This is a genomic window from Dactylosporangium sp. NPDC005555 (assembly GCF_040605635.1).
In the GTDB taxonomy this organism is placed as follows: Bacteria; Actinomycetota; Actinomycetes; order Mycobacteriales; family Micromonosporaceae; genus Dactylosporangium.
Window position 1 is genome coordinate 90,298 of record NZ_JBEXDG010000020.1, and the last position, 14,328, is coordinate 104,625.

Below are 14,328 nucleotides of genomic sequence, written 5' to 3' on the forward strand. Positions count from 1 at the left end.
ACGGCGACCCCGGGGAGCCGGCCGGGAACGCGGTCACCGGAAGGCGTCGGCGGGGTCCGCGTAGGCCATCATCAGCACGACCCGGCCGTCCTCGACGGTGAATACGTCCGCGACCGTCGCCTCGTGCCGGCCGCCGTCGCGCAGCACGCCCCACACGTGGTGCACGATCACGATCTGGTCGCCGCGGCGGTGCGCGACCGGCTCCGAGTGCAGCTCCGACCAGCCGTCGTAGGACGCCCGCAGGTACGCCGCGACCGCCGCCGGCCCGCGATGGTGCCCGCCGCCCGGGAACTCGTCGGGCTCCACCCAGTCCACGTCCGGCGCGAGACCGGCAACCGCGGCGTCGATGTCACCCTGGGCGAACGCGGTATAGGCGCGCAGTACCAGAGCGATGTCGAGGTCGAGCTCCTCCGCCGTCCAGGAGCCGCCGCCCGCGCTGTGCTCCGGTGCGGGCAGGTCGGGCACCCGGGAGTACCGGCGACCCCGCCCTTGCAGGCCGGTCCGCGCCGTCACCGGCAGCGCCACGAGGTGCACCCCCGCGGGGACCGCGAGCCGGCCGGTGCCCCACCGCACCCAGACCGCGACGCGGCCCGCCCCGGCCTCGGCGGCGAGCTTGTCCACGGTCCGCTTCCGGTCGCCGTGGTCGACCTCCACCACGACCGGCGGGCCGTCCGGCCGGGCGCAGGCGACATCCAGGACGGAGTGCTGCCGCTCGTACGGCGGCGGCAACGGCACCACGCTCGCGGCGCGGCGGTACGTGCGCCACCCGCGGCCCTCGGCCCACGCCACGACCGCGTCGACGAGCAGGCCGGTGACGTCGTCGGCACCGCGGTCGGCGAACGTGACGGCCTCCAGTTCCGCGACGAGCGACGCGACGATTTCCACAACAGCACGCTACAAGGCCCGCCGCAGCGAGTTGCCGACGCGACGATGTCCATGCTGGAACGCTACAAGGCAGACGCTCTGGCACGCTCAAAGGTTGATAGCCCTGCAGATGGGATTTGTCATGTTGAATCGGTCATGGCGCGTGGTTAGCGTCCGAACCATGACGAACAAGCTCACCCGCCGCGCCGCCATCGCGCTCGGCGCCGGTGCCGCCGCCGTCCCCGTCGTCGGCGCGCCCGCCTCGGCCGCCCCCGCTCCCGGTGCCGCTCCTGGGGCCTCTCCCTCTGCCGGGACCGACCGCTCGCTGCCGCCCGCCGAGCGCATCCGCCGCGTGTACGAGCGGCAGAAAGCACGCGCCGGCGGCACCTGGCACTCGCACATCGCCCTGGTCGACGCCGCCGGGGTGCCGCAGCCGGTGGTGCAGGACGACGCCGACCACGTCACCAAGGGCTACAGCGTGCAGAAGCTCGCCGTCGCCACCGCCGTCATGGACAAGATCGACCGCGGCGAGCTGCGCCTGGACCAGAAGCTGGACCTGCGGGCCGACATCATCCTCGGCGGCACCGGCATCTACTTCCTGCACACCGTGTGGGGCGACGACATCACGGTCGCGAACTTCCTCACCGCGATGCTGCTCGTGTCCGACAACACGGCGGTGCGCATGTGCGGCCGGGTCGTGCCCGCCCTGGAGATCAACGAGATCCTCGCCGCGAAGGGGTTCACGCACACCCGGGTCGAGCCGGTCGCCAACCCGAACCGGTTCTTCCTCGGCGACACCACCCCGCGCGAGATCCACGACCTGCTGTGGCGCCTGGCGACGAAGACGCTGCTGAAGCCGGCGTCGTGCGACTTCCTGCTCGGCGTCCTGCGCTGGATCAACGGCTACCACGACGGCATCCGCCGCAACATGTCCTCGTCCGAGCGCAGCCGGGTCGCCTCGAAGTACGGCCAGGACTTCAACACCCTCGGCGCGTCCCGGCACGAGGCCGGCATCATGTTCGGCGCGGACGGCGCCCCGGCCCTCGTCTACGGCCTGTTCGCCGAAGGCCTCGGCGACCTCGACAACTACGGCGCGACGCACCCCGCCGTCGAGGCGCACGCCGTCCTCGGCAGGGCCATGTTCGACGTCGTCGAACGCACCACCGTCCCGGCGATCACCGCCAAGCAGCCGCTCAAGCCCTTCACGGCGGTGGACGGCGGCTGATCCGGTCCAGGACCGCGTCGAGGAGCGGGCCCGGCGCCTCGTCCGGGATCCAGTGGCTGACGCCGGGCAGGGTCACGAAGCGGAAGTCTCCGGTCACGTACGCCGCGCACCGCCGGGCGGCGTGGCCGGAGATCGCCACGTCCCGGTCGCTCCAGACGAACGTGGTCGGCACCGTGACCGGGCCGAGCCCCTTGAGGTCGTGGCCGGAGATCGCCCGGTACCAGTTGAGCGCCCCGGTCAAATGCTCCGGCGGGATCGTCCGGTGCCCGGCCGCGATCCGCCGCAGCAGCGCCCCGCCGCGCGCGGCCAGCAGCTTCTCCGGCAGCCACGGCGTGCGGAAGAACACCATGTACGCCGACTTGAACAGCTGCGCCGGATCCCGCTGTACCGACGTCGCGTACGCCACGGGGTGCGGCACGGACACGGCGGTCAGCGTGCGGACCCGGTCCGGGTGCCGGCCGGCGAGATGCCAGGCCACCGCGGCGCCCCAGTCGTGCCCGACCACGTGCGCGTCCGGCAGCCCGAGCGCGTCCAGGACGGCGACGGCGTCGGCGACGATCTCGGCCATCCGGTAGGCGTCCCTGCCCTCGGGCCGGGCGCCGGGGGAGCAGCCGCGCTGGTCCAGCGCGAAGGTGCGCAGGCCGGCGTCGTGCAGCCCGCCGGCGATGCCGTCCCACTCGCGGCTGTCCTGCGGGAACCCGTGCAGCAGCAGGACCGGATCGCCCCCGTCCGGCCCGCCGGTGTGCACGTCGAAGGTCAACCCGCGAACGTCGATGCGCATCGGGTGACGGTACATTGAGGCGCATGGTCGATCGGTACCGGTCGCAGTCCGCCTACAGCGACCCGGGTCCGTATGCCGGGCTGCTCAACCACCTGCCGACGGACGTCCCGGGCCTGGTGGGCGTGGTGCGCAACGTGATCGTGCACTACTACGCGCAGGGCCTGTCGTTTGTGGGCGAACGACTGTCCGAGGTGGACGCCCGGTGGATGTCGCGGATCCTCGCCGCGGACCGGTCCCGGCACACGCGCCCGCTCGGCGCGCCCCGTGAGCCGAAGACCCGCGTCGTCGGCTGCGCCCGCGACTTCACCCTCCTCACCGTCGCCGCGCTGCGGCACCGCGGGGTCGCCGCCCGCAGCCGGATCGGGTTCGCGGGCTACTTCGGCGACGCGTTCCACTACGACCACGTCGTCGCCGAGTACTGGAACGGTGAGCGCTGGGTCCGCGTCGACGCCCAGCTCGACCCCGCCACGCCCGATGTCGACACCTTCGACGTGCGGCACTTCATCACCGCCGCCGAGGCGTGGACCCGGCACCGCCGGGAGGAGATCGACGCCGACAACTTCGGAGCGGACCCGGTCGGCCCGTACCGCGGCCACCGCTTCCTGCTCGACCAGGTCCGGCACGAGCTCGCCCACCGCGAGCGCGACGAGCTGCTGCTGTGGGACGAATGGGGCGCCGTCGACGAGGACCTCGCCGACTGGGTCGCGCAGCGCCTCGTCGCCGCCGACGCGGGCGACGCGGACGCCGAGCAGGAGCTCACGGAGCGTTACGCCACCGACGCGGCCCTGCACCCGGGCGGCCGTGTGCACTGCGTCTCCCCGAGCGGCCTGGACGCGTGGGTGGACCTCTGACCACTGTCGTGCGCTGAGACCGCCGGCCTGGACGCGTGGGTGGACCTCTGACCGCCGTCGTGCGCTGGGAACCGCCGGCCTGGACGCGTGGGTGGACCTCTGACCGCCGTCGTGCGCTGAGACCGCCGGCCTCGATGCATGGATCGGCCTGCAGGCGCTCTGGAGGTTCCGCCGGGAGGGAAGAAACACATCGGTGGGGAAAAGGCAGCGGGCGGTGGTGCGCATCCTGGACAATGGCCTGCGGCGTGATCACAGGTCGATCACGTTCACTGGGTGCCGCCAACCGCGCGGCGGGGGGAAAGCGTCGGAGGTTGTGTGAGCCCAACTCTCGGCGGGGTGACGGGGCCCGCCCAGCGGGCGACCCTGCCCACGATCCCGCGTCAACGTGTCCATGACCGCGTCACCGGTACACCGGCGGCACCGGCGAGCCGCAGGACCCGCGTCGCGACCGTCGGGGCCGTCCTCGCCGGCGTGGCGGTGCTGCTGCTCGGCTATCTGCGGATGGCCCGCGCCACCCCCACCAACAGCGACGCCGCCGCCAACGCGCTGCAGGCGTGGGACATGCTGCACGGCGACGTGCTGCTGCGCGGCTGGACGCTCAGCGACGTGTCGTTCTACCCGACGGAGCTCGTCCAGTATGCGCTGATCGAGGTCTTCTACGGCCTCGACCAGGACGTCGTGCACGTGGCGTCGGCGACCACCTACATCCTGCTGATCCTGTTCGCCGCGCTCGTCGCCAAGGGCACCGCGACCGGCCGCGCCGGGTGGGCGAGGGTGGCGGTCGTCGTGGCGACCCTGCTCGTCCCGCAGCCGCACGGCGGGTGGGCGATCGTGCTGTACGCGCCCGACCACACCGGCACGGCCGTGCCGCTGCTGCTCGCCTGGCTGCTCGTCGACCGCCGGGACACGATGCCGCTGCTGCGGCGGTGGTGGCCCGTCGGGGTGCTCGTCGTGCTCGCCCTCGCGCAGGTCGCGGACCCGCTGGCGATGTTCGTCGGCGCGGCCCCGCTGGCCCTGGTCAGCGCCGCCCGGCTCGTCCGGGACCGCACGTGGCGGGGCACCGACGCGCACCTGCTGCTCGCCGGCGCCGGGTCGATCGCCCTGGCGCACGCGCTGCTGGCCCTGATCTGGTGGGGTGGCGGCTTCGCCGTCCACTCGCCGGTCGCGCGCTTCAGCCCCGTGGCCGACCTCGGCGGGCACGTGGTCACCGCGGCGACGGCGACCGCGCACAACTTCGGCGCCTACCTGCCGACCCTCGACGGTCCGGTCGACCTCGCCGCAGGCCTGGTCAACCTGGCGATGCTGCTGCTCGCCGTCGCCGCCGTCGGCACCGTGGTCGCCAGGTTCTTCCGCGCCGGGGGTGACAGCGACCGGGTCGGCGAGGTGATGACCGCCGCGATCCTGGTCAACCTGACCGCGTTCGTCGCCTCGACGCAGGCCGGCGACATGGGCAGCGCCCGGCAGATCGTCACCGTCCTGCCGTTCGGCGCCGCCCTCGCCGGGCGGATCTGGGGCGAGCGGCTCCTCGCCGCCGGCCCGGCCGCGCGCCGGGTCATGGCGGCCGCGGCCGTCGTGCTCGTCGTGGCGTTCGCGACCCAGTCCGCCGCCGCGAAACCGGAGCCGCCGGAGGCGCACGAGGTCGCGGCGTATCTCGACGCGCACGACCTGCGCTACGGCCTGGGCAGCTACTGGGGCTCCAACACCATCACCGTCGCCACCGGCGGGCGGACCAGGGTCGCGCCGGTCATCGGGCCCGACATCCGCTCGTTCCGCTGGGAGTCCGACGCCGACTGGTACGACGCGACGAAGTACGACGCGCGGTTCCTCGTCGTGGACCTCAAGCACGCCCGGTACGGCACCGTCGACGCCGCCGTCAGCCAGTTCGGCCCGCCGGTCGAGCGGCACGACTTCGGCCGGTGGGCGCTGCTGATCTACGACCACAACCTGCTCGTCGGCCTGCCCGCGCAGTGCGGTGGACTCGCCGCCGCGACCCACACCCACTGCCCGCCGCTGGCGCCGAAGATCCCCGGCGCCGGCCTCCTGGAGAGGTAGCCGCCCGGTCCCGCGGGCCCGCGTGGAGTCACGGCGCCGGCCCGGGACCGGTTCGTGCGGCGGACCGTCCTGTCGCGGACAGGCATAGGCTGTCGTCATGGCGATCGAGTTCTCCGAGACGGTGCCCGTGGGCGCTCCGGCCGAGGTGGTCGGCCGCATCATGTCCGACGTGGCCCGCTGGCCGGAGTGGACGGCGTCGGTGTCCGTGGTGCGGCGCGCGGCGACCGGGCCGCTCACCGCCGGCGAGACGATCGTCGTCGAGCAGCCGAAGCTGCCGCCGTCCACGTGGACCGTGACCAGGGTCGGCCCGACCGGCTTCGAGTGGACGTCGCGGTCCACCGGCATCCGCAACGTCGCCGGGCACTGGGCCACCGACGCCGGCGACGGCACCAGCGTCGCCGTGCTCACCCTCTCCTTCGCCGGCCCGCTCGCCCGGCCGTCGCTGCTGTTCTATTCGGGGCTCGTCCGGCGGTACATGGCGATGGAGGGCGAAGGCCTGTGCGCCGCCGCGGAACGTCACGGCTGAGCCTCCGAAAGTTTCGCGGCTATTTCGAACCTGGGTCCGTAGGTGTACGGTCCCGGGCAGGCGCCGGGACCGGCAGCTGCTTTCGAAACGTTGCGAGAGGGCGGTGGCATGGCGACGAAACGCCCGACCATGGCGGAGATCGCGCGCGAGGCCAACGTGGCGATCTCGACCGTGTCGAAGGTCCTCAACGGGCACACCGACGTCTCCAGCACCACCCGCAAGCACATCGAGCAGCTCCTCGCCGACCGTGGCTACCAGCGCCCGCACGCGTCGCGCCGGCCCGGCCGCCGCAGCGACCTCGTCGACCTGGTCATCAACGAGCTCGACAGCGTCTGGGGCCTGTCGATCCTGACCGGCGTCGAGGAGGTCGTCGAGGCCGCCGGCCTGGGCCTGGTCGTCTCCGCCGTGCACAACCGGGAGAGCCTGACCAGGCGGTGGCTGGAGTCGCTGCTCGCCCGCGGGTCGCAGGGCGCGATCCTGGTGCTGTCCGAGCTCAGCGAGCACCAGCGGGCCGAGCTCTCCCGCCGCCGCATGCCGTTCGTCGTCGTCGACGGGGTCAGCCAGCCGCCGCCGGACGTGCCGTCGATCGGCGCGACCAACTTCGCCGGCGGGTACGCCGCGACCGAGCACCTGGCCGGGCTCGGGCACCGGCGGATCGCCGCGATCGGCGGGCCGGAGCAGCTGCAGTGCACCCGCGCCCGGATCGCCGGCTACCGGGCCGCCCTCGAGTCCGCTGGGATCGCCTCCGACCGGCACCTGGTGCGGTACGGAAACTTTCATCACGACGGCGGCCTGCGGGCGATGGCAGGGTTCCTGGCGCTGCCCGACCCGCCGACCGCCGTGTTCGCGGGCAGCGACCAGCAGGCGACCGGGGTCTACGAGGCGCTGCGGCAGGCCGGGCTCGGCGTCCCGCACGACGTGAGCGTCGTCGGCTTCGACGACCTCAACTTCGCCGGGTGGACGGCGCCGCCGCTGACCACGGTCCGCCAGCCGCTGCACGAGATGGGGGTCGCCGCCGCCCGGACGCTGCTGCGGATCATCGCGGGGGAGCGCCTGGAGTCGACCCGGATCGAGCTCGCCACCCGCCTCGTGGTCCGGGAGAGCACGGCCGCGCCGGCGCTGGTGCCGTCCCTGTAACGGCCGTCATACCCGCCATGCGGGATCGGGGCTGCCGTGACCAGCGGTGGAGCGCGACGATGAGGGCATGGGCAAGGTCTACGAACGCATCGACGGCCGGCTGCGCGCCTTCATCGAGACGCAGCACATCTTCTTCACCGCCACCGCGCCCCTGTCCGGCGACGGCACCGTCAACCTGTCCCCGAAGGGGCTGACCGGGTCGTTCGCCGTGCTCGACGAGCTGACCGTCGCCTACCTCGACTTCGCCGGCAGCAACGCCGAGACGGTCGCGCACCTGCGGGAGAACGGGCGGATCACGCTCATGTGGTGCGCGTTCGACGGGCCGCCCACCATCGTGCGGGTGCACGGCCGCGGCGAGCCGGTGTTCCGCGACGATCCGCGCTGGCCCGAGCTGATGGCGCACTTCCCGGGCATCGACACGACCCTGCACGGGCTGCGCGCCGTCATCGTCGTGCACGCGGAGCTGATCCGGGACACCTGCGGCTACGCGGTGCCGTTCATGACGTACGACGCTGACCGTGACCTGCACGGCAGGCGCTTCGCCCGGGAGGACGACGCTTCGCTCGGGAAGTACTTCGAGAGCAAGGAGCACGTCGCGGTCAGTATCGACGGGCTGCCCGGCCTGCCGCTCCCGCTGCCGCCGACCCCCGCCGGGGTGACCTCGGCGGTACAGGACGGAACCTGACCGCACCCGTCGGCAGGATGGGTGCTGACAGCGAAGTCTCCGCGAACGAGGGTCCAGTCATGCCGGGTAACGTGCCACCTGTCGCCGACGAGCGGTCAGGGCGGCTCACGTTCCTCGACCAGCAGCGTCCGGGAGGCCGGCCGGCCCTCCGTGGCGCCACCTGCCGGCCGCTGATGGCCGCCGCGGAGGGCTGGCCGGCCACGCCCTGGGTGCAGCCCTGGGAACCGGCCACCGCCACCGCGCAGCCGGTCTAGCCTGGGGTTCATGGCAGTCCCCGCGAGGCGCGCGGCCGTCGCGGCGCTCGCCGCGGCGGTGACCGCGAGCGGCACCGCGATGCTGTCCGGCGCGGGTCACACCGCGCCGGCCGGCCGGCTCGCCGCCGTCCAGGTGTCCCCGGCGCCGGGCCCGGCGCGGGTGGACCGGCCGATGCCGGTCGACCCGTCCGCCTCGGGGTCGGTGGCCGCGTCGCCGTCGATGTCACCGCCGCCGCCCGGCTCGTCGCCGTTCGCCTCGGGGTCGGTGTGGGCGGCGGTGAACTGCGCGACGGTCCGCATCCGGCTCAGCGGCGGCGGCCCCCCGACCGACTCCGGTGGCCCGCTCGTGCCGCCCGCCGCGACCAGCGTGACCCGGTGCGAGACGCCCCTCGCCAGCAAGGCACCGGCGGTGACCGGGGTCGCCGCGCCGAGGGTGCTCACCGGCGGCGTCGACCGGCTCACCGCCGTGCTGAACGCGCTGCCGACCCTGCCCGCCGAGCAGGCGTGCCTGCCGATCACCATGCCGGTGCAGCTGAGCCTGGTGTTCACGTTCCGGGCGCAGGAGCCCCTGGTCGTGGTCGTCGACCCGACCTGCTCGGCGCTGATCGCGGGGGACCGGGCACGGTCGTACACCACCATGAACCCGATCCCCGTCTTCGACGCCCTGTTCAGCGCCCAGCCCTCCCCGGGCTGACCGCCCGGGGAGCCCGCCCGCGGCGTCAGCCCAGCTTGAGCCAGAGCGCGCCGAGCGGCGGGACGCGCAGCCGCGCCGAGGCGGGCAGCCCGTTGCACGGCTCGGAGACCGCCTCGACGGCGCCCATGTTGCCGACCCCGGAGCCGCCGTAGACGTCGGCGTCGGTGTTGAGGATCTCCGCCCAGCGGCCGGTGAACGGCAGGCCGATCTGGTAGTGCTCGTGCGGGTGGGCGGCGAAGTTGACGATGATCGCGACCGCGGAGCCGTCGGCGCCCCACCGCAGGTAGGAGAAGACGTTGCCGCTGGAGTCCTCGTTGTTGATCCAGCGGAACCCGTCGGGCGTGATGTCCTGGCTCCACAGCGCCGGGGTCCTGCGGTACACGCCGTTGAGGTCGCGGACGAGCCGCTGCAGGCCGGCCCGCTGCGGGTCGTGCAGCAGCCCCCAGTCCAGGCCGCGCTCCTCGCTCCACTCCTGCTCGTCGCCGAGCTCGCAGCCCATGAACAGCAGCTGCTTGCCGGGGAACGACCACATGTAGGCCAGCAGCGCGCGGGTGTTGGCGAGCTTCTTCCACAGGTCGCCGGGCATCTTGCCGACCAGCGAGCCCTTGCCGTGCACGACCTCGTCGTGGCTGATCGGCAGCATGTAGTTCTCGCTCCACGCGTACACCGTGGCGAACGTCATCTGGTTGTGGTGGTACTGCCGGTACACCGGGTCCTTGGCGACATAGGTCAGGGTGTCGTGCATCCAGCCCATGTTCCACTTGAAGCCGAACCCGAGACCGCCGGAGTCGGTGGGGCGGGTGACGCCGAGCCACGCCGTCGACTCCTCGGCGATCATCATGATCCCGGGGTGGTGCTTGTAGACGGTCGCGTTCGCCTCCTGCAGGAAGGAGATCGCGTCGAGGTTCTCCCGGCCGCCGTACTGGTTCGGCGCCCACTCCCCGTCCTCGCGGGAGTAGTCGAGGTAGAGCATGGAGGCGACCGCGTCGACGCGCAGGGCGTCGGCGTGGAACTCCTCGCACCAGTAGAGGGCGTTGGCGACGAGGAAGTTGCGGACCTCGGAGCGGCCGAAGTCGAAGATCAGGGTGCCCCAGTCGGGGTGCTCGCCGCGCCGCCAGTCGCCGTGCTCATACAGCGGCGTCCCGTCGAAGCGGGCCAGGGCCCAGGCGTCCTTCGGGAAGTGCGCCGGCACCCAGTCGAGGATGACGCCGATGTTCGCCTGGTGCAGGCGGTCCACCAGATAGCGGAACTCGTCGGGGCTGCCGAAGCGGGCCGTCGGCGCGTAGTAGCCGGTGACCTGGTAGCCCCACGAACCGCCGAACGGGTGCTCCATGACGGGCAGGAACTCGACGTGGGTGAAGCCGAGGTCGCCGACGTACTCGGTCAGCTGGTCCGCGAGCTCCAAGTAGGACAGTCCGGGCCGCCACGAGCCGAGATGGACCTCGTAGACGCTGACCGGCGCCTCGTGGGTGCGGCGCTCGGCGCGCTGGGCGATCCACTCGGTGTCCTTCCAGTCGTACGTGGAGCGGTGCACCACGGACGCGGTCGCCGGCGGGATCTCCGTGTGCTGCGCCAGGGGGTCGGCCTTCTCCACCCAGCCGTCGTCGGGGGTCAGCAGCCGGAACTTGTACCGGTCGCCGGCCTGCGCGCCGGGCACGAACAGCTCCCACACGCCGCTGCCGCCGAGGGACCGCATCGGCCAGCCGGCGTGCGCGTCCCAGCCGGTGAAGTCGCCGACGACCCGCACGCCGCGGGCGTTGGGCGCCCACACCGCGAACGCGACCCCGCCGGGGCGGGTCTGCGCGCCGAGGACCGTCCACAGCCGCTCGTGCCGGCCCTCCTGGATGAGGTGCAGGTCGAGCTCGCCGACGGTCGGCAGGTGCCGGTACGGGTCGTCGGTCACCACCCCGTCGGTGTCGATGCGGTAGTCGGTGACGATGCCCGGCAGCTCCGCCTCGAAGACGCCCTCGCCGTGCACCTGCCGCATCGGATGGCGCTCGTCGTCCGCCACGACCGTGACGGTGCCCGCGCCGCGGCGCAGCGCCCGGATGACGGTCGTCCCGGCCGCAGAGCCACCTACGGGGTGGGCGCCGAGGACGCCGTGCGGGTCGTGGGACCGGCCGGCGATGAGGTCGTCGAGGTTCATAAGCTCCGTCACCTGGGTTCCGTCAGCGAGCCGTTGACCAGCCGGTCGATGGACTGCAGCGGGATCCGCAGCCAGGTCGGCCGGTGCCGGGACTCGTACGCGGTCTCGTAGACCGCCTTGTCGAGCTCGTACGCGCACAGCAACGCCCGGTCCTCGCGGGGGTCGTAGCCGGCGGCGGCAGCATAACCGTCGCAGAATGCGGCCCGGTTACGGTCCACCCACTGCCGGGCCCGCTCGGCGAGCGCCGCGTCGCGCTCCTCGCCGATGAGCAGCTGGTAGGCGGCATACTCGTAGGAGCGCAGCATCCCGGCGACGTCGCGCAGCACCGAGTCGGGGCGGCGGCGTTCCTCCACCGGTACACCCGGCTCACCCTCGAAGTCGATCAGCAGCCACGACTCGGGGGTGCGCAGCACCTGGCCGAGGTGCAGGTCGCCGTGGATGCGCTGGACGGTGACCGGGTCGTCGCCGGCGTTGCGGAAGATCGCCTGCGCGCCGGGGACGAACTCGGCCAGCTGCGGCACGGCCTGCACGGCGGCGTCGAGCCGGGCCAGCATCGCCTCCGCGGGCGCCGGCGCGGTCCCGCTGCCGAGCTCGACGGCGAGGGTGCGGTGCACGTGCGCGACCGCCTCGCCGAGCCGCCACGACTCGGCGGCGAAGTCACCGCCGACCTCGTCGGGGTTGAGGTCGTGCTCGGCGAACAGGTCCCGGGCGCTGGTCGCCGCCATCGCCCAGCCCTCCGCGGAGTTCTGCGCGTACTCGGTGACCATGGCGAGCGTTACGGGCACGCCGTCCTCGCTGCTCTCCACCGCGCCCAGCAGCCGGGCCACGTTGGGGCAGCCGGCGCGGGCGAGGACCCGGTTGAGCTCCAGGTCCGGGTTGAGGCCCGGGGTGACCCGGCGGAAGACCTTGAGGATCGCGGCGCTGTCGAACACGACGCTGGTGTTGCTCTGCTCCACGTCGACGACCCGGGCCGGCGCCTGCACGGGCAGCGCCACGCCGGGCTCCGGCACGAACCGGACGCCATCCACGGTCGCGCCGGTGTCGATGAGGCCGAGGAGCCGCTGCGCGGACTGCTCGTCGTAGAGGGCGTCGGAGCCGGTGCGGTCGCCGTCTGCGCCGATCAGCGCCGCCGCCGCGAGCTCGGTGATCACGTTGAGGTCCCAGCCGACGAACACCTGGTAGCGCTCGGTCCCGCCGTCCTCGTAGTGCGCGTCGAGCAGCACGTGGTCGACCTGGTCGGGCAGCGGCGTGACCACCGCCGGGCGGACATCGGTCAGGGTGCGGTTGCGGCCCGCGTACCACCGCTGATGCGGCAGCCAGTCGGTGAACGGCAGCGAGGTCATGGGATGCGAATCTCCTCAGCTCTGCTCAGCCGGCGGGCCGCACAGCTGAAACCAGTAGAAGCCGTGGCCGGGCAGCGTGAGCAGGTAGGGCAGCTGGCCGATGTTCGGGAACTGGACGTGACCGGTGAGCTCGATCGGGGTGTAGCCGGCCCACTGCTGCAGGTTGAGCTCGATCGGCTGCGGGAAGCGCGACAGGTTGTTGACGCACAGCACGACGTCGTCGTCGTGCAGGCGCACGTACGCCAGGACCGACGGGTTCGAGCCGCCGAGCTCGCGGAACGTGCCGACCGCGAACGCCTCGTGCCGCCGCCGGACCTGCAGCATCGTGCGGGTCCAGTTGAGCAGCGACGTCGAGCTCTCCTTCTGCGCCTCGACGTTGACCGACTGGTAGCCGTACACGTGGTCCTGGATCGCCGGCAGATACAACCTCCCCGGATTCGCCTGGGAGAAACCGGCGTTGCGGTCCGGGGTCCACTGCATCGGGGTGCGCACGCCGTCGCGGTCGCCGAGCCAGATGTTGTCGCCCATGCCGATCTCGTCGCCGTAGTACAGCACCGGCGAGCCGGGCAGCGACAGCAGCAGCGCGGTGAACAGCTCGATCTGGTTGCGGTCGTTCTCCAGCAGCGGCGCCAGCCGCCGCCGGATGCCGACGTTGGCGCGCATCCGCGGGTCCTTGGCGTACTCCGCGTACATGTAGTCGCGTTCCTCGTCGGTGACCATCTCGAGGGTCAGCTCGTCGTGGTTGCGCAGGAAGATGCCCCACTGGCAGTTCGCCGGGACCTCCGGGGTGTGCGCGAGGATCTCCGAGATCGGGAAGCGCGACTCACGGCGGACCGCCATGAAGATGCGTGGCATCAGCGGGAAGTGGAACGCCATGTGGCACTCGTCGCCGTCGCCGAAGTACTGCACGACGTCGGCCGGCCACTGGTTGGCCTCGGCGAGCAGGACCCGGCCGGGGAACTCGTCGTCGATCACCTTGCGGCAGCGGCGCAGGAACTCGTGCGTCGCCGGCAGGTTCTCGCAGTTGGTGCCCTCGTCCTCGAACAGGTACGGCACCGCGTCGAGCCGGAACCCGTCGATGCCCAGCCCCAGCCAGAACCGCAGCACGTCCAGCATCTCCCGCTGGACCTCCGGGTTCTCGTAGTTGAGGTCCGGCTGGTGGTGGAAGAACCGGTGCCAGTAGAACTGCCGGCGCACCGGGTCGAACGTCCAGTTCGACTCCTCGGTGTCCACGAAGATGATCCGCGCGTCGGAGTAGGCGGTGTTGTCGTCGCTCCACACGTAGTAGTCGCCGTACGGCCCGGCCGGGTCGCGCCGCGACTCCTGGAACCACAGGTGCGAGTCCGACGTGTGGTTCATGACCAGGTCGGTGATGACCCGGATGCCGCGCTTGTGGGCCGCGTCGAGCAGCGCGACGAAGTCCTCGACGGTGCCGAAGTCCGGCAGCACCTTGTAGAAGTCACGGATGTCGTAGCCGCCGTCGCGCAGCGGCGAGTCGTAGAACGGCGGCAACCAGATGCAGTCAACGCCGAGCCACTGCAGGTAGTCCAGCTGGTTGATCAGCCCCTGCAGGTCCCCGGAACCGTCCGCGTTGGAGTCGGAGAACGCTCTGACGAGCGCCTCGTAGAACACCGCGCGTTGATACCAGGTGGTGTCGGTCGGCACCAGCCGCGCCGAACTGAAGTCGCTCGCGGATGGATGCTCGACCGTGCCGTCCGTGACGTGGGTGCCTTCAACCGGACTGACCGGATCCGTCATGCTGCCACCTAC

The 14,328-nt window shown here is 72.4% G+C and carries 13 protein-coding genes; 8 read left to right on the top strand and 5 right to left on the bottom strand.

Annotation, left to right across the window (positions count from 1 at the left end; all coding sequences use genetic code 11):
• Positions 1-33: 33 nt before the first annotated feature.
• Positions 34-885: a nuclear transport factor 2 family protein gene (locus ABZS58_RS23410; RefSeq protein ID WP_354784709.1), complete on the bottom strand. Its 852-nt coding sequence runs from the start codon at positions 883-885 to the stop codon at positions 34-36.
• A 160-nt stretch (positions 886-1,045) separates the two neighbouring features.
• Here ABZS58_RS23410 and ABZS58_RS23415 point away from each other — a divergent pair, with 160 nt between their 5' ends.
• Entirely contained in the window at positions 1,046-2,089 is a 1,044-nt protein-coding gene (locus tag ABZS58_RS23415) for a serine hydrolase (protein ID WP_354784711.1), read from the top strand.
• On the opposite strand, the gene ABZS58_RS23420 is transcribed toward ABZS58_RS23415, so the two are convergent.
• The gene (locus tag ABZS58_RS23420; protein ID WP_354784712.1) at positions 2,067-2,870 is read right to left on the bottom strand and encodes an alpha/beta hydrolase; all 804 of its coding nucleotides are present in this window, start codon (positions 2,868-2,870) and stop codon (positions 2,067-2,069) included. The genes ABZS58_RS23415 and ABZS58_RS23420 overlap by 23 nt on opposite strands.
• A 23-nt stretch (positions 2,871-2,893) precedes the next feature.
• Here ABZS58_RS23420 and ABZS58_RS23425 point away from each other — a divergent pair, with 23 nt between their 5' ends.
• The 7 genes from ABZS58_RS23425 (at position 2,894) to ABZS58_RS23455 (ending at position 9,069) form a co-directional block, all read left to right on the top strand.
• Positions 2,894-3,721 carry a transglutaminase domain-containing protein gene (locus ABZS58_RS23425; protein WP_354784714.1) on the top strand — a complete coding sequence of 276 codons (828 nt, stop codon included), beginning with the start codon at positions 2,894-2,896 and terminating at the stop codon, positions 3,719-3,721.
• A gap of 315 nt (positions 3,722-4,036) precedes the next feature.
• The gene (locus ABZS58_RS23430) at positions 4,037-5,773 is read left to right on the top strand and encodes a hypothetical protein (RefSeq protein WP_354784716.1); all 1,737 of its coding nucleotides are present in this window, start codon (positions 4,037-4,039) and stop codon (positions 5,771-5,773) included.
• A 97-nt stretch (positions 5,774-5,870) separates the two neighbouring features.
• Positions 5,871-6,299 (top strand): SRPBCC family protein, encoded by a 429-nt coding sequence (locus ABZS58_RS23435; RefSeq protein WP_354784718.1) that lies wholly within the window; start codon positions 5,871-5,873, stop codon positions 6,297-6,299.
• Between the two features lie 108 nt (positions 6,300-6,407).
• Positions 6,408-7,436 carry a LacI family DNA-binding transcriptional regulator gene (locus ABZS58_RS23440; RefSeq protein WP_354784720.1) on the top strand — a complete coding sequence of 343 codons (1,029 nt, stop codon included), beginning with the start codon at positions 6,408-6,410 and terminating at the stop codon, positions 7,434-7,436.
• Between the two features lie 67 nt (positions 7,437-7,503).
• Positions 7,504-8,121 carry a pyridoxamine 5'-phosphate oxidase family protein gene (locus tag ABZS58_RS23445; protein WP_354784837.1) on the top strand — a complete coding sequence of 206 codons (618 nt, stop codon included), beginning with the start codon at positions 7,504-7,506 and terminating at the stop codon, positions 8,119-8,121.
• 59 nt (positions 8,122-8,180) lie between these two features.
• On the top strand, positions 8,181-8,375 hold the full coding sequence (locus ABZS58_RS23450; protein ID WP_354784722.1) for a hypothetical protein: 195 nt from the start codon (positions 8,181-8,183) through the stop codon (positions 8,373-8,375).
• 10 nt (positions 8,376-8,385) lie between these two features.
• Entirely contained in the window at positions 8,386-9,069 is a 684-nt protein-coding gene (locus tag ABZS58_RS23455) for a hypothetical protein (RefSeq protein ID WP_354784724.1), read from the top strand.
• 25 nt (positions 9,070-9,094) lie between these two features.
• On the opposite strand, the gene glgB is transcribed toward ABZS58_RS23455, so the two are convergent.
• From glgB to treS, 3 genes are read right to left on the bottom strand one after another with little or no spacing between them, the layout of a single operon-like run.
• On the bottom strand, positions 9,095-11,215 hold the full coding sequence (glgB, locus tag ABZS58_RS23460; RefSeq protein ID WP_354784839.1) for a 1,4-alpha-glucan branching protein GlgB: 2,121 nt from the start codon (positions 11,213-11,215) through the stop codon (positions 9,095-9,097).
• An 8-nt stretch (positions 11,216-11,223) separates the two neighbouring features.
• Positions 11,224-12,558 carry a maltokinase gene (locus tag ABZS58_RS23465; protein ID WP_354784726.1) on the bottom strand — a complete coding sequence of 445 codons (1,335 nt, stop codon included), beginning with the start codon at positions 12,556-12,558 and terminating at the stop codon, positions 11,224-11,226.
• A gap of 15 nt (positions 12,559-12,573) precedes the next feature.
• Positions 12,574-14,316 carry a maltose alpha-D-glucosyltransferase gene (treS, locus tag ABZS58_RS23470; RefSeq protein ID WP_354784727.1) on the bottom strand — a complete coding sequence of 581 codons (1,743 nt, stop codon included), beginning with the start codon at positions 14,314-14,316 and terminating at the stop codon, positions 12,574-12,576.
• Positions 14,317-14,328 lie beyond the last annotated feature (12 nt).

Excerpts from the sequence above, each read along its gene's own strand:
- ABZS58_RS23445 (WP_354784837.1), top strand. The coding sequence starts at position 7,504 with ATGGGCAAGGTCTACGAACGCATCGACGGCCGGCTGCGCGCCTTCATC.
- glgB (WP_354784839.1), bottom strand. The coding sequence starts at position 11,215 with ATGAACCTCGACGACCTCATCGCCGGCCGGTCCCACGACCCGCACGGC.
- ABZS58_RS23415 (WP_354784711.1), top strand. The coding sequence starts at position 1,046 with ATGACGAACAAGCTCACCCGCCGCGCCGCCATCGCGCTCGGCGCCGGT.
- treS (WP_354784727.1), bottom strand. The coding sequence starts at position 14,316 with ATGACGGATCCGGTCAGTCCGGTTGAAGGCACCCACGTCACGGACGGC.
- ABZS58_RS23455 (WP_354784724.1), top strand. The coding sequence starts at position 8,386 with ATGGCAGTCCCCGCGAGGCGCGCGGCCGTCGCGGCGCTCGCCGCGGCG.
- ABZS58_RS23465 (WP_354784726.1), bottom strand. The coding sequence starts at position 12,558 with ATGACCTCGCTGCCGTTCACCGACTGGCTGCCGCATCAGCGGTGGTAC.
- ABZS58_RS23435 (WP_354784718.1), top strand. The coding sequence starts at position 5,871 with ATGGCGATCGAGTTCTCCGAGACGGTGCCCGTGGGCGCTCCGGCCGAG.
- ABZS58_RS23450 (WP_354784722.1), top strand. The coding sequence starts at position 8,181 with ATGCCGGGTAACGTGCCACCTGTCGCCGACGAGCGGTCAGGGCGGCTC.
- ABZS58_RS23420 (WP_354784712.1), bottom strand. The coding sequence starts at position 2,870 with ATGCGCATCGACGTTCGCGGGTTGACCTTCGACGTGCACACCGGCGGG.
- ABZS58_RS23425 (WP_354784714.1), top strand. The coding sequence starts at position 2,894 with ATGGTCGATCGGTACCGGTCGCAGTCCGCCTACAGCGACCCGGGTCCG.
- ABZS58_RS23440 (WP_354784720.1), top strand. The coding sequence starts at position 6,408 with ATGGCGACGAAACGCCCGACCATGGCGGAGATCGCGCGCGAGGCCAAC.